Annotated in this window: 33 protein-coding genes, 6 tRNA genes and 1 riboswitch; of the genes, 20 read left to right on the top strand and 19 right to left on the bottom strand. The window is 32.4% G+C overall.

Annotated elements, in window-relative coordinates; all coding sequences use genetic code 11:
* Nucleotides 1–40 precede the first annotated feature (40 nt).
* Entirely contained in the window at nt 41–370 is a 330-nt protein-coding gene (locus tag FHP05_RS02935; protein ID WP_147665724.1) for a hypothetical protein, read from the bottom strand.
* A 64-nt stretch (nt 371–434) separates the two neighbouring features.
* Here FHP05_RS02935 and FHP05_RS02930 point away from each other — a divergent pair, with 64 nt between their 5' ends.
* The 11 genes from FHP05_RS02930 to FHP05_RS02880 all read left to right on the top strand — a co-directional run bounded on the left by FHP05_RS02930 (nt 435) and on the right by FHP05_RS02880 (nt 8557).
* Nucleotides 435–1067, top strand: coding sequence for an NfeD family protein (locus FHP05_RS02930; protein WP_147665723.1), 633 nt, complete (start codon nt 435–437; stop codon nt 1065–1067).
* 161 nt (nt 1068–1228) lie between these two features.
* On the top strand, nt 1229–2857 hold the full coding sequence (locus FHP05_RS02925; RefSeq protein WP_147665722.1) for a Na/Pi cotransporter family protein: 1629 nt from the start codon (nt 1229–1231) through the stop codon (nt 2855–2857).
* A gap of 283 nt (nt 2858–3140) precedes the next feature.
* Nucleotides 3141–3215: transfer RNA gene (locus FHP05_RS02920), tRNA-Asn, on the top strand.
* A gap of 3 nt (nt 3216–3218) precedes the next feature.
* A tRNA-Met gene (locus FHP05_RS02915) sits at nt 3219–3292 on the top strand.
* Between the two features lie 29 nt (nt 3293–3321).
* Nucleotides 3322–3397, top strand: a tRNA-His gene (locus tag FHP05_RS02910).
* Nucleotides 3398–3404: 7 nt separating this feature from the next.
* Nucleotides 3405–3478 (top strand) — tRNA-Ile (locus tag FHP05_RS02905).
* A 10-nt stretch (nt 3479–3488) separates the two neighbouring features.
* Nucleotides 3489–3581 (top strand) — tRNA-Ser (locus FHP05_RS02900).
* 37 nt (nt 3582–3618) lie between these two features.
* Nucleotides 3619–3691: transfer RNA gene (locus FHP05_RS02895), tRNA-Phe, on the top strand.
* Between the two features lie 522 nt (nt 3692–4213).
* Nucleotides 4214–4825, top strand: coding sequence for a superoxide dismutase (locus FHP05_RS02890; protein WP_147665721.1), 612 nt, complete (start codon nt 4214–4216; stop codon nt 4823–4825).
* 230 nt (nt 4826–5055) lie between these two features.
* On the top strand, nt 5056–6261 hold the full coding sequence (locus FHP05_RS02885; RefSeq protein ID WP_147665720.1) for an MFS transporter: 1206 nt from the start codon (nt 5056–5058) through the stop codon (nt 6259–6261).
* A 184-nt stretch (nt 6262–6445) separates the two neighbouring features.
* Entirely contained in the window at nt 6446–8557 is a 2112-nt protein-coding gene (locus FHP05_RS02880) for a peptidoglycan D,D-transpeptidase FtsI family protein (protein WP_147665719.1), read from the top strand.
* Between the two features lie 48 nt (nt 8558–8605).
* On the opposite strand, the gene FHP05_RS02875 is transcribed toward FHP05_RS02880, so the two are convergent.
* Together FHP05_RS02875 and FHP05_RS02870 are read right to left on the bottom strand one after the other, a co-directional pair.
* Nucleotides 8606–9175 carry a hypothetical protein gene (locus FHP05_RS02875; RefSeq protein WP_147665718.1) on the bottom strand — a complete coding sequence of 190 codons (570 nt, stop codon included), beginning with the start codon at nt 9173–9175 and terminating at the stop codon, nt 8606–8608.
* 41 nt (nt 9176–9216) lie between these two features.
* On the bottom strand, nt 9217–9420 hold the full coding sequence (locus FHP05_RS02870) for a hypothetical protein (protein WP_147665717.1): 204 nt from the start codon (nt 9418–9420) through the stop codon (nt 9217–9219).
* Nucleotides 9421–9596: 176 nt separating this feature from the next.
* On the opposite strand from FHP05_RS02870, the gene rpmG reads away from it, so the two are divergent.
* The 3 genes from rpmG (at nt 9597) to FHP05_RS02855 (ending at nt 11947) form a co-directional block, all read left to right on the top strand.
* Entirely contained in the window at nt 9597–9746 is a 150-nt protein-coding gene (rpmG, locus tag FHP05_RS02865; RefSeq protein ID WP_146936974.1) for a 50S ribosomal protein L33, read from the top strand.
* Nucleotides 9747–9813: 67 nt separating this feature from the next.
* Nucleotides 9814–10374: a 5-formyltetrahydrofolate cyclo-ligase gene (locus FHP05_RS02860; RefSeq protein ID WP_147665716.1), complete on the top strand. Its 561-nt coding sequence runs from the start codon at nt 9814–9816 to the stop codon at nt 10372–10374.
* Nucleotides 10375–10402: 28 nt separating this feature from the next.
* Complete coding sequence (locus FHP05_RS02855; protein WP_147665715.1) at nt 10403–11947, top strand: rhomboid family intramembrane serine protease; 1545 nt, start codon at nt 10403–10405, stop codon at nt 11945–11947.
* A gap of 14 nt (nt 11948–11961) precedes the next feature.
* Here FHP05_RS02855 and FHP05_RS02850 read toward each other — a convergent pair whose 3' ends face one another.
* Nucleotides 11962–12789, bottom strand: a complete 828-nt coding sequence (locus FHP05_RS02850; RefSeq protein WP_147665714.1) for a hypothetical protein — start codon at nt 12787–12789, stop codon at nt 11962–11964.
* 135 nt (nt 12790–12924) lie between these two features.
* Here FHP05_RS02850 and FHP05_RS02845 point away from each other — a divergent pair, with 135 nt between their 5' ends.
* Nucleotides 12925–13131, top strand: a complete 207-nt coding sequence (locus FHP05_RS02845; protein WP_147665713.1) for a YqgQ family protein — start codon at nt 12925–12927, stop codon at nt 13129–13131.
* The gene (locus FHP05_RS02840) at nt 13128–14090 is read left to right on the top strand and encodes an ROK family glucokinase (protein WP_147665712.1); all 963 of its coding nucleotides are present in this window, start codon (nt 13128–13130) and stop codon (nt 14088–14090) included. The genes FHP05_RS02845 and FHP05_RS02840 overlap by 4 nt, the downstream gene beginning before the upstream one ends.
* Here FHP05_RS02840 and FHP05_RS15245 read toward each other — a convergent pair.
* The 4 genes from FHP05_RS15245 to FHP05_RS02830 form a co-directional block, all read right to left on the bottom strand.
* Nucleotides 14082–14231, bottom strand: coding sequence for a hypothetical protein (locus tag FHP05_RS15245; protein WP_191126210.1), 150 nt, complete (start codon nt 14229–14231; stop codon nt 14082–14084). The two genes, FHP05_RS02840 and FHP05_RS15245, sit on opposite strands and share 9 nt — an antisense overlap.
* Nucleotides 14231–14638 (bottom strand): efflux RND transporter periplasmic adaptor subunit, encoded by a 408-nt coding sequence (locus tag FHP05_RS02835; RefSeq protein WP_147665711.1) that lies wholly within the window; start codon nt 14636–14638, stop codon nt 14231–14233. The genes FHP05_RS15245 and FHP05_RS02835 overlap by 1 nt, the downstream gene beginning before the upstream one ends.
* A 122-nt stretch (nt 14639–14760) precedes the next feature.
* Nucleotides 14761–14892 carry a hypothetical protein gene (locus tag FHP05_RS15640; protein WP_269144267.1) on the bottom strand — a complete coding sequence of 44 codons (132 nt, stop codon included), beginning with the start codon at nt 14890–14892 and terminating at the stop codon, nt 14761–14763.
* Nucleotides 14893–15204: 312 nt separating this feature from the next.
* The gene (locus FHP05_RS02830) at nt 15205–15384 is read right to left on the bottom strand and encodes a DUF2759 family protein (protein ID WP_147665710.1); all 180 of its coding nucleotides are present in this window, start codon (nt 15382–15384) and stop codon (nt 15205–15207) included.
* A 154-nt stretch (nt 15385–15538) separates the two neighbouring features.
* Here FHP05_RS02830 and FHP05_RS02825 point away from each other — a divergent pair, with 154 nt between their 5' ends.
* Nucleotides 15539–16165: an MBL fold metallo-hydrolase gene (locus FHP05_RS02825; protein ID WP_147665709.1), complete on the top strand. Its 627-nt coding sequence runs from the start codon at nt 15539–15541 to the stop codon at nt 16163–16165.
* A gap of 244 nt (nt 16166–16409) precedes the next feature.
* Here FHP05_RS02825 and FHP05_RS02820 read toward each other — a convergent pair whose 3' ends face one another.
* The 9 genes from FHP05_RS02820 to comGA all read right to left on the bottom strand — a co-directional run bounded on the left by FHP05_RS02820 (nt 16410) and on the right by comGA (nt 21355).
* On the bottom strand, nt 16410–16652 hold the full coding sequence (locus tag FHP05_RS02820; RefSeq protein WP_147665708.1) for a DUF2626 domain-containing protein: 243 nt from the start codon (nt 16650–16652) through the stop codon (nt 16410–16412).
* A 72-nt stretch (nt 16653–16724) separates the two neighbouring features.
* Nucleotides 16725–17411 (bottom strand): helix-turn-helix transcriptional regulator, encoded by a 687-nt coding sequence (locus tag FHP05_RS02815; RefSeq protein ID WP_147665707.1) that lies wholly within the window; start codon nt 17409–17411, stop codon nt 16725–16727.
* A gap of 92 nt (nt 17412–17503) precedes the next feature.
* The gene (locus FHP05_RS02810; RefSeq protein ID WP_147665706.1) at nt 17504–17932 is read right to left on the bottom strand and encodes a hypothetical protein; all 429 of its coding nucleotides are present in this window, start codon (nt 17930–17932) and stop codon (nt 17504–17506) included.
* Nucleotides 17904–18356 (bottom strand): competence type IV pilus minor pilin ComGF, encoded by a 453-nt coding sequence (locus FHP05_RS02805; RefSeq protein WP_191126209.1) that lies wholly within the window; start codon nt 18354–18356, stop codon nt 17904–17906. The genes FHP05_RS02810 and FHP05_RS02805 overlap by 29 nt, the downstream gene beginning before the upstream one ends.
* Nucleotides 18304–18642, bottom strand: a complete 339-nt coding sequence (locus FHP05_RS02800; RefSeq protein WP_191126208.1) for a type II secretion system protein — start codon at nt 18640–18642, stop codon at nt 18304–18306. The genes FHP05_RS02805 and FHP05_RS02800 overlap by 53 nt, the downstream gene beginning before the upstream one ends.
* A complete protein-coding gene (gene comGD / locus FHP05_RS02795; RefSeq protein ID WP_147665703.1) occupies nt 18635–19054 on the bottom strand; it encodes a competence type IV pilus minor pilin ComGD in 420 nt (139 codons plus the stop codon). The genes FHP05_RS02800 and comGD overlap by 8 nt, the downstream gene beginning before the upstream one ends.
* The gene (gene comGC, locus FHP05_RS02790; RefSeq protein ID WP_147665702.1) at nt 19047–19376 is read right to left on the bottom strand and encodes a competence type IV pilus major pilin ComGC; all 330 of its coding nucleotides are present in this window, start codon (nt 19374–19376) and stop codon (nt 19047–19049) included. Before comGC ends, comGD begins: the two co-directional genes overlap by 8 nt.
* 13 nt (nt 19377–19389) lie before the next feature.
* Nucleotides 19390–20433, bottom strand: coding sequence for a competence type IV pilus assembly protein ComGB (gene comGB / locus FHP05_RS02785; protein WP_191126206.1), 1044 nt, complete (start codon nt 20431–20433; stop codon nt 19390–19392).
* A complete protein-coding gene (gene comGA / locus FHP05_RS02780; protein WP_147665859.1) occupies nt 20405–21355 on the bottom strand; it encodes a competence type IV pilus ATPase ComGA in 951 nt (316 codons plus the stop codon). The genes comGB and comGA overlap by 29 nt, the downstream gene beginning before the upstream one ends.
* A 274-nt stretch (nt 21356–21629) precedes the next feature.
* On the opposite strand from comGA, the gene FHP05_RS02775 reads away from it, so the two are divergent.
* Together FHP05_RS02775 and FHP05_RS02770 are read left to right on the top strand one after the other, a co-directional pair.
* Nucleotides 21630–22130 (top strand): shikimate kinase, encoded by a 501-nt coding sequence (locus tag FHP05_RS02775; protein WP_147665700.1) that lies wholly within the window; start codon nt 21630–21632, stop codon nt 22128–22130.
* Nucleotides 22131–22174: 44 nt separating this feature from the next.
* Nucleotides 22175–22372, top strand: coding sequence for a YqzE family protein (locus FHP05_RS02770; RefSeq protein ID WP_147665699.1), 198 nt, complete (start codon nt 22175–22177; stop codon nt 22370–22372).
* Between the two features lie 30 nt (nt 22373–22402).
* Here FHP05_RS02770 and FHP05_RS02765 read toward each other — a convergent pair whose 3' ends face one another.
* Together FHP05_RS02765 and FHP05_RS02760 are read right to left on the bottom strand one after the other, a co-directional pair.
* Entirely contained in the window at nt 22403–23188 is a 786-nt protein-coding gene (locus tag FHP05_RS02765; protein ID WP_147665698.1) for a YqhG family protein, read from the bottom strand.
* The gene (locus tag FHP05_RS02760; protein WP_147665697.1) at nt 23175–24833 is read right to left on the bottom strand and encodes a DEAD/DEAH box helicase; all 1659 of its coding nucleotides are present in this window, start codon (nt 24831–24833) and stop codon (nt 23175–23177) included. Before FHP05_RS02760 ends, FHP05_RS02765 begins: the two co-directional genes overlap by 14 nt.
* Before the next feature lie 150 nt (nt 24834–24983).
* Nucleotides 24984–25103: riboswitch (glycine riboswitch) on the top strand.
* A 228-nt stretch (nt 25104–25331) separates the two neighbouring features.
* Here FHP05_RS02760 and gcvT point away from each other — a divergent pair.
* Nucleotides 25332–26444 (top strand): glycine cleavage system aminomethyltransferase GcvT, encoded by a 1113-nt coding sequence (gene gcvT, locus FHP05_RS02755; RefSeq protein ID WP_147665696.1) that lies wholly within the window; start codon nt 25332–25334, stop codon nt 26442–26444.
* Nucleotides 26445–26449 lie beyond the last annotated feature (5 nt).

Genomic DNA, 26449 nt, shown 5'->3' with positions numbered 1-26449 from the left:
TTTTACTTTATAGGTTATGAATGAATCCAATAAATATTTTTTATCCATTATTTAAATATTTTGGGAATAAATAGTATTTTCCTTGTTGTAACTGATAAGGATTTATGTTTTGATTTAACATTTTAAAATCACTTATCATTTGTTCTATGTTTATTTGCTCCAATTGTTTTATATCATTGATTTCTTCCAAAATTGATAAAACAGTATCCCCATGATGAATTTCTCTTTTTAACACATGAAAATCCTTATTCGTCTGTATAATTTCATCTTCATACATTGGAAATGCTTCATCAATCGCTATATCCTTGTATATACTTATCAAAAGGAGGATAATGATACCATATAGTGTAAGCCTTTTTAATAATCCCATTTATTTTTCTCCTTTATGAAACATTTTCTCCTCTTTTACGTAAATAAGGAAGGGAGGGTTGATGATGCAAATTTTTACTTATGATTGGATAGGCTTATTTATTACAGGATTTGCTACCCTATTTCTAATAGGAGAAGTCCTTGTTAATATGCGTGGTTTTTTTGGATTATTAGGTATTGGTTTTATTACTGTTTATTTTTCAGTTTATGTTGAAGCAGATTCGCTTATGCTAATGCTTTTGATGTATTTTATTGGAATTGTCTTGATTATTATTGATGGAAAATTATTAAATGATGGAACATTAGCAACGATTGGATTAGCTACCATGTTAGTGTCTGTAGCACTACCATCGGCAAGCTTTGTTGCGGGAACATATGCTGTATTAGGTGTTATCTTAGGTGGTGCATCCTCTTTATTATTTTTAAAAGTATTTAAACATCGAGAAATGTGGACGAAAATGACATTAAAAGACCAATTAACAACCGAGGCCGGTTATACTTCTATGAATATGGAGCATAATAAACTTATTCATGAAAAAGGAGTAACGGTGACAGATATGCGTCCTGTTGGAACTATTCGGGTGAATGGAAAGAATTATAGTGCAATAACAAATGGACATTGGATCCCGATTAATACATCCATCCGCATAATTCAAGTAGATGGAACAAGAATTCTTGTAGAGCCATTAAAAGAATAATACTATCCATAATTTTATGTTAGCTATAATTGATAGGAATTCATAAAAAAAGAATTGTAAATTTAATGTAAATTCTTCATGAATTATCTTTACAATTACTTTTTTTTTGTCATAATGGAGTAGGCTGACATAATACTGACATAATGAAGGGATGAAGACCATTGGATATTGATATTCAAGGAGTCGTTTTTGAATTTCTTGGTGGACTTGGAATCTTTCTAATAGGAATTAAATATATGGGAGAAGGACTTCAAAAATCAGCAGGAGATCGATTACGAGATATACTTGATAAATTCACAAGTAATCCATTTCTTGGGGTTCTTGCAGGAATAATCGTTACAATTTTAATCCAAAGTAGTTCAGGTACAACAGTTCTAACGGTAGGATTAGTAAATGCTGGTTTTATGACATTAAGACAGGCAATTGGTGTCATTATGGGGGCTAATATTGGTACAACTGTAACCGCATTTATTATTGGTTTTGATATTGGAGCATATGCATTACCGATTGTTGCGATAGGTAGTTTCATGCTATTTTTCTTTAAACATAAAAAAGTAACTGCAATCGGACAAGCTGTTTTTGGTTTTGGTTCATTGTTTTTTGGACTAGAACTGATGAGCAGCGGAATGAAACCATTACGTTATTTAGATACGTTTCATGAACTTACAGTTGATATGAGTGCAAGTCCAATCTTAGGAGTTGTTATTGGTACAATTTTTACATTAATTGTTCAAAGTTCAAGTGCGACTATTGGAATTCTTCAAGGTCTATTTTCGGAAGGATTAATTGAATTAAAAGCAGCTCTTCCGGTCCTATTTGGTGATAACTTAGGGACAACCATTACAGCTGTTCTTGCATCATTAGGAGCAACAGTTGCAGCAAAAAGAGCCGCATTAACACATGTTATATTTAACGTAATTGGTGCGACTGTTTTTCTTTTATTCCTAGGAGTATTTACTAATTTTGTGCAACTGTTACAGGGTTATTTTAATTTAAACCCGGAAATGACACTTGCTTTTGCACACGGAAGTTTCAATATAACCAATACGATTATACAATTTCCATTTATCGGTGCGTTAGCATGGATTGTAACGAAGATTGTACCAGGGGAAGATGTGATTGTTGAATATAAACCAAAACATTTAGACCCTATATTTATCCAACAATCATCAGCTGTCGCATTGGATCAAGCAAAGGCTGAAATTATCAGGATGGGAGAATATGCACATAAAGGATTGGAAGAGACGAATTTATACTTAACAACACAACAACAAAAGCACTCAGAAATGGCAATGCAAATAGAAGGGGCATTAAACAACTTAGATCAAAACATTACAGAATACTTAGTGAATCTTTCAGCAATGTCTATGTCAGAAGAGCAAAGCGGTAAACATACTTCATTAATGGACACAGTACGTGATATTGAACGTATTGGTGACCATTTCGAGAATATTATTGAATTAATTGACTATAAAATCTCTAATAAAGTTGTACTAACAGAAGAAGCCCAAGAAGATTTGAATAACATGTTTGATTTAACAATTTTAACTGTAAAACAAGCTGTACAGTGCTTAGAAAATGAAGATAGAGAAGAAGCGCTAGCTGTTGTTCAAAAAGAGGATCAAATAGATAAGATGGAACGAGTTTATCGTAAAAAACATATCATTCGGATGAATGAGGGCGTTTGTGTTGGTTCAGCTGGAATAGTATTTGTTGATATTATAAGTAATTTAGAAAGAATTGGTGACCATGCAGTAAATATTGCTGAAGAAGTCTTGGGAGATGAGTAAGGGGGAGAAAAAATTCTCTCCTTTTTTTATAATTTTTTCCATTTTACTATTGAACTTTTTAAAATATGATGGTATAGTAAATATTGTCGTTTTGAGGAATAAGTTTTTAATATATGTCATTTTGAAAAAGTTGTTGACGAATAAAGATGGATATGTTATTATAATTCTTGTCGCTGCTTTCAAAGTGATGAAATCCAAATGGATTATGATGTAGTAGAAAGTATAGGATGCAGGGGTTAAAATAGATCTAGCTCATTAAATTATAAATGAACTTATATAACATTCCACAGTAGCTCAGTGGTAGAGCAATCGGCTGTTAACCGATTGGTCGTAGGTTCGAATCCTACCTGTGGAGCCATATGGCGGCGTAGCTCAGCTGGCGAGAGCGTACGGTTCATACCCGTGAGGTCGTGGGTTCGATCCCCTCCGCCGCTATCCTTTGAAATTGAATACCTTAATTGATGGCGGTCGTGGCGAAGTGGTTAACGCACCGGATTGTGGCTCCGGCAGGCGTGGGTTCAAATCCCACCGGTCGCCCCATCAAAAAGGACCCTTAGCTCAGTTGGTTAGAGCTATCGGCTCATAACCGATCGGTCGCAGGTTCGAGTCCTGCAGGGTCCACTTTAGCTATGGAGGTATACCCAAGTCTGGCTGAAGGGGTCGGTCTTGAAAACCGAAAGGGGTGTCAAAGCCCGCGGGGGTTCGAATCCCTCTACCTCCTCCATTTATATTATTATTAAAATGATGGTAAATAATTATAAGGCTCGGTAGCTCAGTCGGTAGAGCAAAGGACTGAAAATCCTTGTGTCGGCGGTTCGATTCCGTCCCGAGCCATCATAAAAGGCTAATGATTCTAGAATCATTAGCCTTTTTGCATATTTCTTACTTGCAATAGAAAATCTTGCCTTTGTCGTGTTATTTACACCTTCAATAGAGCCATTATTAAGTGGATATTTAAAAGGATTTCTAATCTCTCTGTATGCCAGTCTTTAAACATTTTAATTGTTAGTTATATACCATTTAAAGTATTATTCCACCATTTCTACTCTAAGGTCTGGCAAAATTATAAGGACTTCCTTTTCTTCTACATTTACTCTACAATGATGATCTGATATTTATTTTTGTCCGCATTACTTAAAAATCATCAATCGCTAACATTTCTGGAAGCAGTCTTAGCCTTTATTAGATTCAATCATTTACACGACACTTATAGGGTAAACCTAGGTTGATAAGTCTTGTACGGATATTTTTTATGGAAAATCATGCAAAATTGTTGCAAGAATGTGGAACAATTGGTATCTTCAATATAAAGGATACAATAATTTCCTTTTAAAATTTTGAAGGAGGAATTAATTTATGGCTACATTTGAACTACCAAAACTACCATATGAGTATGATGCATTAGAACCTCATATCGATAAAGAAACAATGAATATTCACCATACAAAGCATCATAACACTTATGTAACAAAATTAAACGGTGCATTGGAAGGGCATGCTGACTTACAAAATAAATCATTAGACGAGCTAATCAGTAATTTAGACTCTCTACCAGAGTCTATTCGTACAGCTGTTCGCAACAATGGTGGTGGACATGCTAACCATAGTTTATTCTGGACTGTATTATCACCAAACGGTGGTGGCGAACCTACTGGAGAATTAGCAACAAAAATCAATGAAAAATTTGGCAGCTTTGATAAATTTAAAGAAGAGTTTGCAGCAGCTGCAGCAGGTCGTTTTGGTTCTGGATGGGGTTGGCTTGTACTTCATAATGGCGAATTAGAAATTATGAGTACACCAAACCAAGATTCACCAATTATGGAAGGAAAAACACCTTTACTTGGTGTTGACGTTTGGGAACATGCATATTATTTAAAATATCAAAACAGACGTCCTGAATACTTATCAGCATTTTGGAATGTAGTTAACTGGGATGAAGTTTCCAAAAACTATACAAATGCAAAATAAATAAGAGCTATGAAAAACACTGGAATTTATTTTTCAGTGTTTTTTTTGTGATTTAACATGGATAATAGCTTCGTGATGAATTTAATATAAACTATATTAGGATAAATGGTTAGCGAAAGGCAAGGCTGTTTTTTAAGAAGGAATGAGAGGTATTATCTTGTAAAAACATTTGATTTTTGGATAGAAGCCCCTAAATTGCCTACACTAAATAGGACAAAGGGGTAATTCAAATGGCAAAATCAGCAAATCAAACATTCTTCGCTAAGTTTAAACTGAATCGAGATCTTTATATATTGTTACTTATTGGGGGTCTTTATGCATTAGCAACATTTTTATCTAATACATTTGTAAATGTTTTTTTATGGAGACAAGCTGGAGACTATATCACAATTGCAAGTTATAATCTAGCTACATTTTTCTTTCATTTTCTTTCTTGTTTAGTAGCGGGAAAGCTAGTAAAAAAGATGAACCGTGTATATGTTCTTCGATTAGGAGTAACATTTTTGGCTCTTTTTTATATTGTAGTATTGTTTATAGGAGAGTCAGCAGCAACTTATCCAATGCTGCTAGGTAGTGTTTTGGGGATTGGTTCGGGTTTATACTGGCTTAGTTATAATTTATTAACATTTGAAATAACCGAACCCGATACAAGAGATTTATTTAACGGTGTATTTGGAATTCTAGAGTCTGTGGCACGGATGATTGGGCCAGTATTAGCAGGTTTTATCATAGCTAGAATGGATGATTTTGTTGGATATATAACTATATTTTCCATATCTTTTAGTATGTTTATCATCGCTGTGATTTGTAGTTTTTTTCTGCATTCTAGAGTTGTCCGAGGCAAGTTTTATATAAAAGAGGTTATTTCACAAATGCGAACAAATCAAGATTGGGGAAAAGTCATTTATGCCCACTTTTTCCAAGGTTTGCGAGAGGGAATTTACGCTTTTGTGATAACTATTTGGGTCTATATTGTAACAAAAAGTGAGCTATCACTTGGCATGTTTAATTTATATATTTCTGGAATGTCATTTATTTTTTATTTTCTAACTATGAAGTTTATAAAAAATGAATACAGAAAACGTTCTATCCTTTGGAGTTCACTTATTTTATATTTATCACTATTTATTTTTTTACCGCATATGACCTATATGACATTAGTTATTTATGCACTTGTCATTGGGATTTTTTATCCTTTATTGTATGTGCCATATACATCCATGTCATATGATGTAATAGGAGAAGCATATCAGGCAAAGGAACTAAGAGTAGAATACATTGTACTCAGAGAACTTAGTATCCATGCTGGGAAAATTCTTTCTGTAGTCATTTTCCTCCTTACTACACTTTCGTTTGGTCCAGATATTATTCCCACCGTCTTAATCATATTAGGTCTTAGTTACTTACTCATTTATTATTTTTTGAAAGATATATAATGGATGTTGCTTTCACATCACCTGTGACTAATGTGGTGTTGTACACTTTTTTAAAAAAACGAATAGGAAACAACGTATTTTTTAAAAAAACATAAATCTACCCATTAACGAAATCCTATTTGATGATATAATGGGATAAGCATCATGTTTGAATGTTTATTGTAGGATAAAATGGGGGAGAAAGATGGCAAAAATAAATCATAAAAAAGGAAAAAAATCACGCGTTCCTATTCGCTTAAATATATTATTTTTTATTGTGTTTTTATTATTTTCGGTTCTAATTGTTCAGCTCGGTATTGTACAAATATTAAAAGGAGAAGAGCATCAAAAAGAAATTGATCGTACGATTCAAGATCGAACAAAAATACCTGTCCCGAGGGGGAAGATATTTGACCGAAATCATAATATAGTGGTTGATAATAAACCAATATATTCCATAACATACACACCACCCAAGGGAGTACAAGCGAAGGACAGGTTAGAGGTTGCAAAAGATTTATCGAAGTATATTAAAATGTATGATGATAAGGAAGACAAAAAGAAGAAATTCAAAACCATTACAGACCGAGATTTAAAAGAATATTGGTTTTTATTAGGTAAAAATGAAGAAAAAGTCATAAAACGTTTGTCTAAAAAAGAAAAGGAATTAGATAATGCAAAACAATATAAAGTTATGTTAAAAAAAATTAAAGACGATGAAATTGCTCAATTAGATGAGAAAGATAAAGAAATAATTTTAATTAAGAAAGAATTAGATAAGGCATACTCATTAACACCACAAATTGTAAAAAATAAAGGAGTAACACCAGAAGAGTATGCTCTCGTTGCAGAACATCTTAGTGAGTTACCAGGAATCAATGCAACGACAGACTGGAATAGAGAATATCCATTAAAAGATACTTTGAAAAATTTACTTGGCTCGATTACAACTGAAAAAAGAGGAATACCATCTGAAAATTTACAAGATTATTTAGCAAAAGGTTATAGCCGAAATGACCGTGTAGGTATAAGTGGTTTAGAGAAAGAATATGAAGATGTATTACGTGGAAGAAAAGAACAAATTGAATACACTACAAATAAAAAAGGAGATGTAATAGCAGCTAAAACAGTTGTAGAAGGAGAACGCGGGAAGGATCTTGTATTAACTATAGATATGGAATATCAAAAGCGATTAGATAAAATCGTTCAAAAACATTTAAAAAATGCTATTCAGCAACATCCATATCAAAATAGATTTTTAGAAGATGCTTTGGCCATTGCAATGAATCCTAAAACAGGAGAAATTCTTGCGATGTCTGGTCAGCATTATAATCGAAAGAAAAGTAAGTATGAAAACCATGCATATAAAGTACTTTATGATGCTCATCGTCCTGGTTCAGTAATTAAGGGGGCAACAATGCTTTCAGGCTATCAATCAGGTGTTACATCACCAGGACAGCAATTTTTTGATGCACCAATAAAAATTGCTGGTACAAAGGTAAAAAAGTCAGTCTCTAGTATGGGCTGGGTGAATGATATTGATGCATTAAAACGGTCTTCAAACGTTTATATGTTTTACATTGCAATGCGTATGGGTGGGGAATACAATTATAGACCAAATAAAAGTATTAAATTTAACAATAGTGCCCTACAGGAAATACGTAACTACTATAGTCAATTTGGTTTAGGGGTTCCAACAGGAGTTGATTACCCGTATGAAGCGACAGGATATAAAGGTGATAAGCCCAAAAATTTATTGGACTTCTCAATTGGGCAATATGACACATATACAACCATTCAATTAGGTCAATATGTATCTACAATAGCTAATGGAGGATATCGTGTAAAGCCACATTTTGTAAAGGAAATACATGATCCAGTTCCAAAAAATGGCGAACTTGGTCCATTATTTAAAGAGATAAACCCGGAAATTTTAAATAAAATCCAAATGAAAGATTCTTGGATAGATAGGGTACAAGAAGGTTTCCGTCAAGTATATCAAACTCCAGGTGGTACTGCATACAGGACTTTTGGAGGTAAATCATATAAGCCTGCTGGTAAAACAGGAACAGCTGAGAATGCAGTATTTCATGAGATTACAGGAGAAAGACTAGCAGATACAAATAACTATGTACTTGTCGGATATGCTCCTCATGATGACCCAGAAATTGCCTTTGCTGTGGTCGTTCCAAATCTAGGCGTTATGTCTGGACAATATCCTGCCAGTCAAAAAATTGGTGAAGAACTTTTAGATACGTATTTTCAATTGAAAAAAGAGCGTGTACAAACAGATAAGAATGATGAACAAGAAGATTAAATTAATCCCCCTCATGGAATGGTTTATACTATCGATGAGGGGGATTAATTATTTAGTGATTGCTTCTGCGATTTCATAAAAAGACATATCGCTTTTTACTTTAAATTCACCTAATTGAACACGTAAACTATAATCTTTATCTTCAAGATATTTATTGAATTTAGATGCATCATCAATGATATCATTTGCGGCTAACATGTCTCCGATATCAGAAGAAGGCATACCAGATTCGATTTTTAATGTATATGTTTTTACTTTATCTTTTTTATCTTCTTTGTTATCTTTTTTGTCGCTATCATCTTTTGATTTCTTATCTTTTGACTCTAAATCTTCTTTATCGTCTTTTTCTTTTTTCTTATCATCGTCTGACTTACTCTTTGTAGAGGCGACTTGTGTTTTATCTGCATCTTTATTTACTTGATCCTTATCAATTGATAAAGTAATATATTGTTCTTCTGTAATGACACGATAACCTTCTTCTTTCATTTCTGCGATCATATCGTCAACGGACATCTTTACTGCCTTTTCTTTGGGCTCTTCGACGAAATAGTAAATCATGAGTAAAATAGTGCCTGCAGTTAATAAACCTAATGAAAACGAACGAATGGTTTGTTTCATGATGAACCTCCTCTCACACGGACGTACCTAAAATATTATTATTAAGAATCTTTCTGGAAACTATCTGATAAAATTTCCTCTTCAAGGACTTTTATTTTTTTCTTTAATTGATATGTGTCTTGCATAGTTGAAAGAGATAATTGTTCTACTTGATTCTCTAAATCTTCTATTTTATCTTTCATAAAAAAGGATAGTACAAACAATATAACCGCAACTATAATTATTGTGATTCCTGCAAATAACATTTTCACCCCTCCATTTCAGCTCACAATATAGTTATATCATATTTGAAGACAAGTTAAAACTATAAAATAATAAAATATTCTTGATTGCATTACGAACTTTTGCTATCATATATAAGTCGAATTGAATTAATAGTTGTGCCATTAAATGTGATAATAAAGAATTTGGAGGGATATTCATGCGTGTTAATATTACATTAGCTTGTACTGAAACAGGAGATCGTAACTACATCACAACAAAGAATAAACGTACGAATCCTGAACGACTTGAATTGAAAAAATATTCACCTCGTTTGAAAAGACATACATTGCACCGCGAAACAAAATAAATGACAACATAAACTCTTATCAGCTATGTTTGATAGGGGTTTTTTCATATACTTAAAGGGTGATTTTATGGAAAAAGAAAATTTAAGAAAAAAGACAATTCAATCATTATATTTATTGGCCGAGGAAAAAAAGAATATTGAGATACAGTTATACCACCATTTATTTACATCTACTTTATGGAAAGAAGCGACTATTATTGGGGTTACTATTTCACAGAATCATGAATGGAATACAAAACCAATCATTGAAAAAGCATGGGAAGAAGGAAAAACAGTTACAGTTCCAAAATGTATTCCTAAAACAAAACAACTTACATTTTACCAACTAACGAATCTACAACAATTAGAAAAGTCCTATTTTGATTTATTGGAACCAAATCCTAAAAAAACAAAAGAAATTATTAATAAGAAGATAGATTTACTCATTGTTCCTGGAGTTGTTTTTGATAGAAATGGCTACCGAATCGGTTTTGGTGGTGGTTACTATGATCGATTTTTAGAGAAATTTACTAATACAACAGTATCACTTCTACATACGACACAACTTCTCGAAGAAATTCCTAAAGAAAGCCATGATATTCCCGTAGAATATCTAATTACAGAAAACGGATGGATCCACAAAGGATGATAAACCACTGAGGCCAGAGGGGGATAACATGACATTGGGTAGAAAGTTCATACAATATTCTTTAGCATTTCAGCTTGTGAAAGAAAAATCGTATGATATTTTATATGTTTCAGACTCAAATAATGGTGAAATATGGCTAAAAAAGGAAGTAGATAGGAAAAATATTTCCGTTATACGAATTGCCGTAAATGGTTTTCATTGGAAAAATCATTTGAAAAATGATGTTATGAGCGTTTTTCAGAAGGTGCAAACAATAAAAAAAATGTTTAAAAGGAAAAATATAAATATATCAAATATTTACATTGCTACTCATAGTCCTGTCGATGATTGGGAAATATTGAAGAAACCAATGCATTTAAAAGATAAATATCCTATCCAAATGAATGTATTTTATTTGGATCAAACCAATAAATTAACTGAACTGGAAAGATTAACATCTGTGTTACAAATAAAACCAGTAACATTTGACGAAATTCCAAATGAGGCAGAACAATTACAGCAAGTTCAAGAAATGCAACATACATTTGTTTCTCTCGTGCAAAATAAAATCGATGCAGAAAAAAAGGTATTTTCTTACGGAAAATTATATTTAACCTATTTATTGATTGCAATGAATGTCATTGTATTTCTTATTATGACTTTTAACGGGGGAACAACAAATACTGAGAATTTGATTGCATTTGGGGCTAAGTTTAATCCAGCGATGATTATGGATGGTGAATGGTGGCGAATCATTACTTCCATGTTTATCCATATTGGTTTTCTCCATTTATTTATGAACATGCTTGCTTTATATTATCTTGGGAATGTTATAGAGAGAATCTACGGTTCCACAAGATTTATGATAATTTATTTTCTTGGTGGTATTGGTGGAGGACTTAGTAGTTTTGCCTTTACTACTAATGTGTCAGCAGGTGCATCGGGAGCAATATTTGGTTTATTTGGTGCTATTTTGTTTTTTGGCTTATTTTACAAAACATTATTCTTTAAGACAATGGGGTATAATATCCTTTTCTTAATCGGATTTAATGTACTCATTGGTTTTACGGTTCCAATGATTGATAATGCTGCACATCTTGGTGGCTTACTAGGTGGCTTTATTGCCTCAGCTATTGTACATTTACCATATAAAAAAAGTTGGGTTATCCGTTTGGGTTCCATAATTGTTTACTTCGTATTATTTACAGGTTTAACTTTTTACGGTATTTCAACTAATGTAAACTCCGCATCCTATCAATGGATATATACACAGGAACTACTTGAAAGTGAGGAATATGAACAGGTAGTTGTTCAAGCTACAAAAGGCTTAGAAAATGCAGAAGATTTAGAAGCACCTCTTTTGTTTCAGAGATCGTACGCCTACATTAAATTAAATAACAATGAATTGGCATTAGATGATTTAGAAAAAGTGGTTATGCTTGATCCTGACATGGCAGAAGCACATTATAATTTAGCAATACTTTATATCGAGATAGGGGAACAAGAAAAAGCTGAGGATGCTATTAAAAAAGCATATCAGCTTGACTCAGAACATGAATCCATTCATAAATTGTACAATCAGATGATAAAATGATTGTCAAAAGCGAATTAACTTGAGGAGATTTTTTGAATCAATTTCTTCTTTTCGTGGTTTGCTTCATATAAAACAAGAAGATGATTATGATTTTTATTTAATAAAATGATTGGAACATATGTGTCGGTTGGCTTATTACGAGTTACGATTGGCAAAAGATAGTTTTTATAAAGACCTTCCCATAATTGGCCCATGATCCTCCTTGTCTGTTCGTTTGTTAAAGATGGAAAAGGTTTTTCCTCATATTCATATAATTGAGTAAAGGGAATAATTTCATATTCTGAGCGATTAATTTCAAAATGGTCAATTAACTCGTCCCAGTGCGCCTGTAAGTCTTTTTCTAATTGTTGCTCAAGTGTTTTTTTGATTGCTTGTTGAGAAGGATTTGATGGTGTATGAAAAGATGTACTACCTTGAATATATAGCGTGTCATGAGACATTTCTTGGATGCTTTTTATGGATTCTGATGTATGGTGGGATTCACCATGATGTAGTGTAATGGTTTTCCATATCCCGTTTTTCTTTTTAAAGGATTCTTGAAATGTAATTAAATCTGTTTGTTCCAACCAATTATTATGAATTGCCTTTAATACTCCGTTTACATAGACAATTGAAATATCTTGTCGTAAATAAAGCGGTTCATCTGTTTGCGATGAAACTTTCCATTGAACAGAACCTTTCTTTTCTTGTAAATGTAGAGATGTATTACTATTTGAAAAATGGATAGATTCATCTGGTGGAAAATAAGTGATTGTTGATTTTGTTTTTGAGTGAAAATCAGACAAAATAAGGGATACTAGAATGATAATGAATATGCCAAGAATGGTTACCAGTTTTTTCATGAAAGATCAACCTCATTATTTTACCTATTTTTTTGATAAACTTGCTTCACATTATTCTATGAATGATTTGTAATGAATATGTCCGTAGAAGAATAACAATCAATCATTTTATGGTATAATTTATATGGTGATTATGTGAAAACAGTATATGACGTACAACAATTATTAAGAAGATTCGGTATTTTTGTTTATGTGGGAGATCGGATAGCTGACCTAGAATTAATGCAAATTGAATTGAATGAATTATATAAACAAGACTGTATTTTAGCGAAAGATTACCAGTTAGCTATCCTTATATTGAAAAGGGAAATAAGAAGTATTGAAAAGGAAGATAGCTTATGACTAGGCTAAGTGTTGGTATTGATATCGGGGGGACTACGATAAAGATTGGTTTTTTAGACAAAAAAGGGCACATCATTAAAAAATGGGAATTGAAAACAAATACGTCTCATTCAGGTACTTTTATTGTAGAAGAAATAATAAATAGTATTTTTATACAGAAGCAAACGTTGGGAATAGCTGATGAACAAATTATAGGGATTGGTATTGGTGCTCCCGGATTTATCGACAGAAAGAAAGGGACCATAACAGCGGTAAATATTGGTTGGAATAACTTTAAACTACAGCAACAAATGGAAGAAGTATCCGGTCTACCCGTGTTTATTGAAAATGATGCAAATATGGCTGTTCTAGGTGAGAATTGGATGGGTGCAGGAAATAAAAATAGTAATATTATTTTTATTACCCTTGGAACAGGAGTTGGGGGTGGCATTATAGCGAATGGAAATCTATTAAAAGGGGAGAATGGTGCAGCGGCCGAAATAGGTCATATGATAGTAGAAACAACCGGGCCAAAGTGTAATTGTGGAAGAAAGGGCTGTTTAGAGACCATTGTTTCTGCTACAGGTATGATTCGTCAAGCAATGGAGCGTATTGAAGAAAATCCAACTAGTCCATTGGCGTCTCTTTACCACAATGTACAAACACTATCCGTTGAAGATATTTTTGAATTAGCGGAAAAAGGAGATTCAGATAGTAAAGAAATTATTGACTATACAGCAGATGTCCTAGGATTAGCTATTGCAAATATAGCTACAATTATTAATCCATCATATGTATTAATCGGTGGTGGGGTCTCTAAAGCAGGTAAACCCTTATTAAAACCACTCCAGAAATATTTTAGAAAATATGCATTACCTAGAATTAGCAGTCCCTGTGAACTTAAACTTGCTCAACTTGGAAATGATGCAGGAATGATTGGAGCAGCATACCTTGTTAATGAACAAGTAAGCTTAGATTAAAGTTTCTTTATGAATGAATGCAAGAACTATTGGATTAATAATCGGTGTAAATGGTAAAAATTCTGCTGCTACAGTAGTGCCAAGTTTTGCAACTACAATTCCAGTTAATCCACCAAGTACTGTAATTAGCATGGCTTCCATTAACTTAAATTCATCATAGGATCATACATTTCGGGAGTTGGTGTATTGATAACTACTTCATCAAGTTTAACACCATCGATTTTTTCAACAAATTCATCATTCATATTCCCGGTTTCAATATCACGTTTTTCCAATGCTCCGTCAATTAACACATAGACAAATGATGTACCTTCTTGCATAAACTCATCATCCATTCCAAACATGTCATCCACCATATCTGAGTCTTCATCTTCTATATCCATCATCAAATCATTCATAATTGCCATATGTGGAACAGCAATTTTCTTATCTCCTCCAAGATTGACTTCTAACGAAACATGAAAGCCTTGACGGCGATCTTTTGTATCATCCGTAATACTAACTGTAAATGGATACATTGTTACATTGGTGTCTTCTTCCATATACATATCAATATCTCCTGATCTATCTTCATTCGGATATTGGGAAACAGATTTTATAGTTCCTCCCTTTCCATTTTCACTCTTTATACATTTTGGGATGATAGTTACATCTTGTTTTGGTTTAATCTTTACGGCATCGAATTCCTCATTGTACCGATGACGTTAAAAGGTTTATTAGAGATGAGTTGCACAACAGGCTCCATTGTTCCTTCTTCTATTTTTTCTTGATTTGTATTTACTTTTACAACCGTTCCGTCCATTTTACTTTTGACTGATAATGCTTGTTTTTGTTTATCAATTTCATTAATTATTCATAGTGATTTTCTCGAGGCTTAAGGCCGGGTTTGTAAAAAGTAGCCGCCTGTAGTGCAGGGTAACGGATTAAGTGATCCATTTAAATTGTTCATATTTTGAATGTGATTATTGAATTATGAAATTGATTCAAGTGGAAATAATATATAGAATTATATCTAAGTTTGAGATGAAAGGGGTATCTATAATAGAAGATGAAAAAAACGCAGAGAAAAAATTCTCTGCGTTTTTTTATTGAATTGTTTGTGAGGAACGATAATCTACATAGCTTCTTTCAAAACGTTAATAATCGTTGCGATTGAGAAAAAGCCAAATGTTAATGTAGACAATCCTGCGAAAACAATAGCGAGTCCGTTTTTAAATTTAAAGGAACGAAATAATCCTATGAGAGATACAACAGCAACAACTAGGAAAATAATTGCTAAAACAAGATGGTTCATAAATATTGTCCTCCTTAAATTTCGTATGTGAGTTGAATTTCATTGCTTACATATCCTATTATGTATTTAGTCACTAGTTCTTATCCTATTATACCATTTTGGTATTGTCAGGGCAAATTCAAATTAAATTATATAAAAAGGGTGGTATTAATAAATGGAAATCATGAAAATGCAATTAGGTCCATTGGGAACAAACTGTTATATCATTTATGTTGATAATCAAGCCTTAATTGTTGACCCAGGTGGAGATGCTGAGAAGGTAATTGCTTTTGTAGAACAGCATGATTTAATTCCACAAGCAATTATATTAACACATGCACACTTCGATCATATTGGGGCGGTACAGGAAATTCGAGAGCATTATAAATTAGAAGTTTATTTACACGAGCAAGAAAAACACTGGTTAGAGGACCCAGTTTTGAATCGTTCGATTTTGATGGGGACAGAATTAAAGGCAAATGCCCCTGACCAATTACTTGTTCCAGGGGAAGTAAACATTGGTTCATTTCACTTTAAAGTTCTTCATACGCCTGGTCATTCACCGGGTAGCACAAGTTTTGTGTTTTTTAAAGAAAAGTTTGTTATCGCAGGAGATGTTTTATTTAGAAGTGGAGTAGGGCGAACCGATTTGCCTCAAGGTGATTTTAAACAATTAGAGAACAGTATACGTAACCATCTATATCAATTGCCAGATGAATTTGTCGTATACCCTGGTCATGGACCAAAAACAACAATAGGTGAAGAAAAAAGAACGAATCCATTTGTTTCTATAACTGGGTAATATTAAAATAAAGAATAAAAAGAAAAGAGGCTGATGGGGATCAGCCTCTAAGGGGGGATGTGTTCTGCTCTATTGTTGGTTAGGGATATAAGTTAAGCTACAGTTCTTACTATAAAGGTATATTAACAACTTGTCAATAGTGTTATCTATAAAAACATAAAAAACCCCGCACAGTTTATGCAGGGTTTTTTACGATTTGTTGATAGCGTTAGCTAAGTAATAATTACTAAATCTTAAGCTTTTCCTAGTGAGCAAATCCTGGTACAAGAATAAATTCGGAGTACCAAGTGAAACCGATGACAAACAATGTACAATAAAGTCCAAATAAATACATATACATACGTTCTGACAGTTTCAAATAACCTACTGTAAGGAAAAAAGCTGTTTGAGCAAGGAATAATAATGCAATATCAGATCGATCTCCAACATAAAACATTACTGTAAATATCCCTGTCCAAAAGGCAAGCATACGGAATACTCTGTCCATGCTTTCCCCTCCTTTAGTTAACCTTTTCAATGTTATTATAAACGAGTCTTGCTCGAATGTAAATAAAACTTGTTAAATAACAGATAATTTCGCTATATACGTACAATTTTCACATCCATCAAAAATATTATTTGTCTCAGATAATTTAATATGTGTAAAAAGGGCTTCAAACATTCCTTTGAGAAAATACTTATGCATATCACAAATAGCATGATCTTTAGATGCAATTTCCTTAAAAGGGCAATTATTTATGGAGTAGGTGATAGAATCATCTTCCTTCGAATAAGTAAAACTTGCATACATGCCAAGCATTTTTCCAGCTTCTTCTAAAATCTGTAACTTTTCATCCATAGTTATTGTACTTTGTCTTTTATATTGACGGATAACCTGTTTACCATATTCATAACCTGTATCATATAATGCTTTTCTTCCCGGGTCACCCAATCTTGTTAAAGTATCTAGTGCAATGGTAGAGAGTAATTTGTAATCTCGGTGCGGGAAGTTAAGTTCAATGATATCATCAGCAAGTTCGTATAGCCTACTTGGTCTTCCACCTTTTCCTGTTTTTTTTGTGTAAGAGATAATTAATTCAACATCTTCTAGTTTTGACAAATGCATTCTGGCCACATTAGGATGTATATCGAATTCTTTTGCTACTTCATTTACTGTTGCAGCATTTGTACTCTTAATAATATATTGATAAATATTAAAGCGTGTAGGGTCACTTAATGCATTAGTTACTTTTAATTTCTGTTCCATTTTGACCACCTCTAATCTTTGTTACTACCATTATAGTAGAAAAAGCATTTTTTAGCTGTATAATTAAAAAAATGTCGAAAAAAATACACAATCTAATCGCTTGTTTTGTCATTTATATTAAATTTTGATTCATTATTCTTTTCAAGATCAGAAAGCTTGATATAACTTACCATTGTTAAAGAAGTGTTATTTTTTTTAGTAATAATTTCATAGGTGGAATGTACGAGATCACTGTTGAATTCATAATTTACTTTTACAACCCCAGTTGGAAAATGATACAAGTATCTGTTGTTTTTATGTGAACCATCATGGTTTTGTAGATCATTTTTAAAAGCGGTAACTCCCATTTGATATAGTGTTTCCATTTCAATTTGTTCCATAAGATTACGTGATATGGTTACTTCATTTTGATATATTTTAATACTTGTCATTAAAATAATGAAAACAACAGTAGTTAAAAATAAAACATAAGGAAGAAAAAAACCTTTTTTATTACTCATAATAAATAATTTGTTTTTCATATTGTTCACCCTTATTTGTTGTAATAGATACCTTCATTCCATAATCGTTGGGTGAGAAGTATATTTTATCTGTATTTCGTAGATAGACTTCATATCCCTTTTGATTTACTTTTCTTATTACAAGTTCTCCTTGTAGTTGAAAACTAATTAAATCACCTGTACTAGAACTTAATTGTAATTGGTTGTTAGAGATATTATAATCAGTTGAATGTTTCATTTCATCTTGTAAAAAATAGAAAAAATGTTGAATTGAAAATTGCTCATGGTTGGTTGTATAGTTATATGTTGATTGTAATAAGTAAATGAAAAGGGGAAGGGTAAGAGAGATGATGATTAGCGTAAATAATGAGGAAATCATCGTAAAACCTTGTTTATTCTTGGGGAAGTCCGTATAAACAGATGGAATCTCCTTTGTTTTTAACATTTGTCCATTTGACACATCCTTTGATAAAGTCATCTTCTCTTGTAAATGAGAAGATGACTTTTTTTGAATTAACCTTTTTTTGAAATTGTTTGGGAGCACTCTTATTGTTCCATAAAAAAGGCTGTAACTCATCATGCAACATATTTGCTAGTATTAAATTCTCACTTGCTAGTTTTCTTTCTTTAGTAAGTAATGTGGTTAGTGGAACCATTGTGGTGATGAGCATGAAAATAATCGTTGTGGCTACAAGCACTTCTAATAAAGTAAATCCTTTATGATTATTCACGAATATATCCTCTTCCTCTCCCAAGTGGAAATACAATTTGCAGATTTTCATTGTTCTTTTGAATGAGAATATGTCCAGCCTTGTTGATAGTACCGTTAACAAAGTAAAAATGTTTATATGTTGTATAAGTTATTTGCCAGTTTTTTGGTAAATATCGGATGATGGGTTTCTCTGTTCGTGTTTTAAAAATAGTGTAATGGTCTTTGTGGAATTCAATCGTTGAACGGCTTCTTGTTCCAAGGGACAGGTTTTGTATATATAAAATGTCAGATTCTAATGTGTTGAGAAACTGTTTTTCTTCTTGTTTTTCAAAAAGAGATTTTGATATAGGAACACTTAATGTAATTAAAATGGATAAAATACTAAGTACAATTAAAACCTCCAGCAACGTAAAACCTCTATGATCATTCATTGCTATTTGTAGGAGCAGTTACTTTTCCGGTAGTCTTATTGTACATTAATTGTTGTTTGTTAGATTTAGAACAATATAGTTGATCTTCTGTAATGTAATCTTTTTCTTTTAATACAATTAGACTGTCTGGGAAGGAGCCATTATCAAGTGAATATGACTCTACCTGTGCTTGTACAACGGCAACTAGAGCCTCACATCCTTTGTTATTTACTTCTTTCGTTTTACCAGTTAAATTAGGTATCATTAAAAGTACTAATACCGAAATGATCATCAAAACAATTAACATTTCAATCAATGTAAACGCAGCTTGGTTTTTTCGCATTGTAAATACTCCTTTATACTGTTTTTATGAGTTGAAACATCGGCCACATCAGGGCTATATAAATAAAAATAATGAAGCAAGCTAAGCAGATAAAAAATATCGGTTGAATGGAAATTATCATCTTCATTAAACGTTCATGAAATTCCTCCGCTTTTAATTCGGCGTAAATGGTTAAATCCGTTTCTAAAGCATAGCGATCGGAATGTTTTTGAAAAATCATTCCGAGTTTAGGATCAAGTAAAGGTAAACTTTGTAAGAGGCTTGTAATATATACACCTTTTTTTAATTGCTCTGTCATCAATCCTGTATAGAAAGCGATAATAGGAAGATTCTTTTGTTCGTGCATAATAGTCAGGATTTCCTTTAACGGTATTCCTGTTTTTAATAATGTGCTTATATGTGTAGCAAACAGATAAGATGTGTGTAATTGAATGTATTGGCGGAAGATTGGGATACGATGATAGATTTTTATTCGTCTTTCTATATTCCATTTGTGTTTTATAACGTACCAAACTAAAGCAGTGATAAGCGTAATAAAGATTATCATTACCATCGTTTGAAATAACAAATTAATAAAGAAAATAGAAAATTTTATGGTGATACCTGTATTTGGGGTGGATTGGAAAAGGTCAATAAATGAAGGTAGTACGGATTTTTTAATGAAAAACAGAAGAACTGCAAAAATAATGAATAAAATGAAGGGATATCTTGATATTTGCTTTAACTTCTTTGTGTGTTTCATACGTTTTTCAAATAATTCTGCACATTTCTCTATATTTTCTGTTAGATTACCATCTTTTGTAAAATATAAAAAAGAAGTAATTGTTGGATGAAAATCCGCCTCCTCAAGAGCTTTATCAAAAGAGACCCCATTTCTTAATGATAAAATAATTCGTTCTGCCGGTTTTCGTAATTCATAATCCCATTGAAAGGCTTCTAGTGCTGCTAAAAGGGGATAGCCATTATTAAGAGACTGAGATAATCTGTTTAAAAAGCGTAATTGAATGTCTGTTTTTAATGATTTATTTTTAAAAATCTGATTCGGAAATATATCCATATGCATAGGCCTTCTTTCGTAAATGATGAAAAGAATGCAAGGTATTTGCTGCCATTTTTCCCTTCCCTTCTAATGCAAGATGAATTTGTTTTTGATGAAGTGTTTCCATGATAGCAGCCCGTCTTGTTATTTTATTATCTACTCGAATTGGAAGTAATTGTAAGGAAGCGACTCCGATTAATGTTTGTGCTAAATCGGTTTTATTCAATCCCATCTCAAGTAAACGATATAATGTTCCAAACGTATCATTCGCATGCATGGTGCTTAAGACAAGATGTCCAGTTAAAGACGCATCAAATGCAAATTGGGCAGTATAAGCATCTCGAATCTCACCCACCATAATGATGTCAGGATCATGTCGTAATGCGGCTTTTAATCCTGTGTGATAGGATATTCCAGCTTTTTCATTAACCTGTACTTGTAAAATATCGTGTAGATTCTTTTCAATAGGATCTTCTAATGTAATCGTTTGGAAAGATCCTTCTTTGATAATGGATCTTAATAAAGCATATAATGTTGTCGTTTTCCCACTGCCGGTTGGGCCGGTTAGCAAGATTAACCCTGCACGATTAGTTATCCAGTTTTTCAATTCCTGGTACTGATTTGGAAAAAGAAATAAATTTTTCAGAGAATTCACTTCATTTTGTGGTAAAATTCGAATTGCGAGGCTTTCTTTTTGATTAATTGGTAAGGTAGACAAACGTAAGGAAAAAATTTCGTTTTGTAAATGGTATGGAAGCATTCCGTTTTGTGGCTTTCTTGTTTCACCTATATCCATTCCAGATGTAAACTTATAATATGTTAGCAAGATATCATATTGGCGCGGAGAAATGGATTGGTAGTACATTCGTTTCCCATGGATACGAAAATAAATTTTTGTATCATCCGTAAAAGGATAGAAATGAATGTCTGTTGCATACATTTGACAAGCAGCTGATAGTAATTTTTCTGAAAGTGAGGTAGCATGATTATTCACTCATATCTCACCTCCTTAAAAGGTCTTTTATACTGTAATTATAATTATTCGACAAAAGAACATAAAATCCTTCTTTTTTTTAAAAAAAATAAAAATATATTTATTTTGTAAAAATACTGTTTGTTATCGAAAACTTTATCTTTGAAAAGATAGATGAATTTGCTTCAACAATATATTTTTTTTAACAAAAGAAATTAAAAATAAGGGAGCTTAGGAAAAAATGAAAACAATTTATTTGATTGGATTTATGGGAAGTGGAAAGTCAACGATTGGAGGAAAATTGGGGGAAGTATTAATCGAGAACTATTTAGATACAGATAGGGAAATTGAAAAAGTATATAAACAAAACATTCCAGAAATATTTTCTGAAAAAGGAGAGGAGACCTTTCGTCAATATGAAACAGCAATTTTAAAAAAGGTGAATCAACCGATTATTTCTACAGGTGGTGGGATTGTTGAAAGGAAAGAAAATATACATATTATGAAACAAAATGGAACAATTATTTATTTGGCTACTTCTTTTAAGGAAATATTTAAAAGGCTAGAAAAGGATGTAAATAGACCATTATGGAATAAAGATATAGCAGATAGAAAAGCACTTTACAATAAGCGTGTTCATTTATATGAGAAACATGCTGATGAAATAATTGTTACAGATGGTAAATCACCAGAAATGATTGTAAATGAAATTTTAATGCGATTAAGGAATAAAAACAAATGAAAGTGAAAAAATAGTAATGATATACAAACTAAAGAGGTGAATGTATGTCATTTAATGATGTTATAAAATCATTAACAGTACAAGCTGTTGAGTTTCTAAATTCCTCTCCGAAAGAAAGAAAGGAAAAGAAAGAAAAGATGAAAGCATCTATGAAAAAACCTACTCATTCAACCTATTCCAATAAATGGTTTGGTGTCCTTCCTTTTGTTGTAAAATCATCTTTTAAACAAAAAGAAAAATAGCAAGTTCAGTAGAGCTTGCTATTTTCTTTTTTAGGTAAGACTTTTAGACAAATAAAATATCCCTCCGTTTACAACCTGTAGCTTTATTGTGGGCTGATACCGATTTTTTAAATCCATTTCTTCTTTTAGTAGTTGCTCCTCGTTTTCATCTTGATTATCCTTATAAAAATGATGTAATAATTTTAATTCACTGTCCAGTGTTCGAAGTGATTCTTCTGCCCATTGATGATTTTGATCCTGTATATATTGTTTTAACACATTTTCAATTCGTTTATACCCACTTTTAGGCATGATTATAGGAGAAATAGAATAGCAATAATCTGGAATTGTCATTTGCAATGATATATTTTTTAAAAGATCCATCATTTTTGTCCTCATCATTCCATTAACTAAGTTTAATCCAATGGAAAAAAGTTCTTCTTTCATTTGTTTTCCGATATAACTTATTTTTATATTTGTTACTAACCAAGGATATAATGCTTTGTTTTGTGCTGAGATGTCTTTTTGGTATAGCTTTGTATATCTTTCCTTTTCTTTTAAATGATGAATGATTTGTTGTAAACGAGGGCTTCCGAAATGAATCCATTCTCCTTTATACTCGCGTTTTTCTGAATTTGTAATAAATGTAAGTTGCATAGGGTCACCGGTTTTACCCATCTTTTTCATATAATGCCAGTAAAAAGGCCGGTTCATTAATGCTTTATCCATTTCTTCTGTTAGCTGGACTGTGAATACCCCTTCCTCACGTGATAAAATACGGCATTCGTGTGTTGTGAAAAAGGTTTTAAGAAATTGATTTAAATTAGACAGTGCCATATTGATCACCACTTTCGCTTAATGTCTGGCCTTGTATAATAGATGTTAAGTTATCGAGTTTTATTTTCATTTCACCAGATGTTTCTGATTGACGATAAATATTTTTTACTTCAGTCTCTAAATTATTTAATTTCAGTTCTGCTAATATGTCGTCAATTTTGCCTATTACTCCTTCAAATAAATTTAATTTATCGTATAGTGTTTTCATAATATGTTCTTCCACGGTGTTTAAAATGGCAAGGTTATAGATATAGACATCTTTTTCTTGACCATATCGATGAATACGACCAATTCGTTGTTCTAAACGCATTGGATTCCATGGTAAATCATAATTTATTAAGTGGTTTGCAAACTGTAGGTTAATTCCTTCTCCAGCAGCTTCTGTTGCGATTAATACTTGTGCATGGTCTTTAAAAATTTTTTGCATCCAATCTTTTTTTCCAGTTTTAAATCCACCGCGAAAAGGTACAGAAGAGATTCCGTGTTGTTGCAAGTACCACTGTAAATAATATTGTGTTGCTCTATATTCTGTAAAAATAATTACTTTCTCATCACCGATTTTCTGTACTAAATCTATTACTTTTTTTGCTTTTGCATGATGTGGTAATTGTTCTATTTCTATTATGAAATTATGCACAAGGTTTGAGTTGTTTTCTTGATTTTGCTTTTCCATTATTTTTTTAAATGACATAAAGCAAGCTTCCCTTGAAGAACAAATTTCTCGTAACAAGGTTAGCTTTACAAGGGGAGAAGAATAGGTATCTTTATCAAGTTTGCTATAAAATGCCTGCTCCTCAGGTGAAAAATTAATCCAAACTGTTTTAATCTTTCTTTTGGATGACGACATAGTTGTTTGTTCTCTTGTATGACGTACCATTACCTTTTGGATTAATTGTTTTAGATATTGTTTATCTGTATGATTTGACTGTTTATCATACTTCTTTTTAAAGGATTCATAATTTCCTAAATGACCTGGTTTTAAGATTGAAACAAGGTTAAATATTTCTATTAACTTATTCTGAATTGGTGTAGCTGTTAAAAGTAGACAGTATTTCTTTTTTAATTGTTTTACAAATGAATAGTTTTTTGTTCGATGATTTTTTAATTTATGTGCCTCATCAATAATAATAAAATCATAGTCAATTTGAAGAATGTCTTCTTGATGTGGTTCTCTTTTGGCTGTATCTAAAGAAGCAATAATCACATCACAATGTTCCCAGCTGTAATTTTTTCGGTAAGCAATAGCAGGAATATAGAATTTTTCATTTAATTCTTTTACCCATTGATTGACAAGTGAAGCAGGTACTAAGATTAGTATTTTTTTTGCAAGTCCTCGAACCATATATTCCTTTAAAATAAGACCTGCTTCAATTGTTTTTCCCAAACCTACTTCATCAGCTAAGATTGCCCGACCATTCATATTCTCTACCACTTGTTTTGCTGCTTTAATCTGATGTGGCAGTGGTTTAAGATGGGGTAAATGATTTACAGCTATTAAACCATCAAAATTAGGTGTTAGTGTAAACATTTCGGCATCATAAGCCAATTTGAAAAGTTCCCACGATGAAAGTGGTGTTTCTTTCTTTAACTTTAAATTCAAATTTTCAATAAAATTGTTATCATATTTAATATCCAATTGATTCATATTTTTACACCCTTTTTTAAATGTGGAGACAAATGCAAAAAGAATTAAGGCGAATCCACAATTTCTATGCTATAATGATTTTGAAATAGGTAGATTTCACTAAGTAATACATAGTTTAACCAAAGAATAAAAAAACATCATAAAAAGCGGATGATTGTAAGGGGAGAGTGTACAAGGGAATAATATTATTCAGAATATTATCTCCTGTTTGTGCCGCCGAAGGAGCAAACAATCAGTGAATCTCTCAGGCAACAAGACTCTTATATGACGCATCTCTGGAGAGTGTTTACAGCATTCTGTAAACCACCCAAGAAGCAAGCACTAAAAGGAATTATGTTTTTGTGTGCGCAACTTTCTGGTTAAAGGACAGAGGCTTTCAACCATTCTGGTGGAGTCTCTATTTCTTATGTGTATTTTTAGAAAAAACGAAAGGTTCTAGATGTTGCAAAAAATATTTGTGACGTCAACTAACCGAATAACAGAAAGGAAGTGGGCTAAATGAGTGAATTAAAAAGAACCCCATTATATCCAGAGTATGAAAAACATGGGGCTAAGACCATTGATTTTGGTGGTTGGGATTTACCAGTTCAATTTGCTGGGATTAAGCACGAACACGAAGTAACAAGAACGAAGGCTGGCTTGTTTGATGTCTCTCATATGGGCGAAATTATTGTAAAGGGTCCCGAAAGTCTTATCTTTTTACAAAAAATGACAACGAATGATGTTTCTAAACTAACCCCAAATAAAGCACATTATACATTTATGTGTTATGAAAATGGCGGAGTAGTGGATGATTTCCTAATCTATATGATAGAAGAAGATCACTATCTATTAGTCGTTAATGCGGCAAATACAGTGAAAGATATGGATTGGTTGAACAAACATAACACATATAGTGAAGAAGATTTAAATATTGAGGATGTTACCAAAAACTATGTACAGTTAGCTTTGCAGGGACCCAAAGCAGAAGAAATTTTACAGAAAATAACAGATACAGATCTTTCAACGATTCGATTTTTTCGCTTTTTATCAGATGTTCGTTTTACAGGAATAGATAGTGAAGCAATTGTTTCTCGGACAGGATATACAGGGGAAGATGGTTTTGAAATATATATTGATAAAAATGAAGGACAAAAGCTTTGGAAATTACTTTTAGAAATAGGTAAAGAAGATGGCCTAGAGCCAGTTGGTTTAGGGGCAAGGGACACACTTCGTTTTGAAGCAAATCTACCACTATATGGACAGGAATTATCACAAGATATAACACCGATAGAGGCTGGATTAAAATTTGCCGTTAAGCTGGATAAAAAAGTAGATTTCATTGGAAAAGAAGTTTTACAAGAACAAATAAATAATGGAACAGACAGAAAATTAGTTGGACTAGAGATGATAGATAGAGGAATCCCAAGACATGGATACTCTGTTTTATCAGGTGATGAGGTAATTGGCCAGATTACATCCGGAACACAAGCACCGACTTTAAAGAAAAATATCGGCCTCGCGTTGATTCAAACAAATTTCGCTGAAGTAGGCACAGAGGTTGAGGTACAAGTTCGTAAACGTAAATTAAAGGCTATTATTATTGAAACACCATTTTTAAAAAGAAAATAAATAAG

The organism is Cerasibacillus terrae, from assembly GCF_008039555.1.
GTDB classification, from domain to species: domain Bacteria; phylum Bacillota; class Bacilli; order Bacillales; family Amphibacillaceae; genus Cerasibacillus; species Cerasibacillus terrae.
Note: the sequence above shows the minus strand (reverse complement) of the source record. Positions and strands in the feature narration are given on the sequence as shown.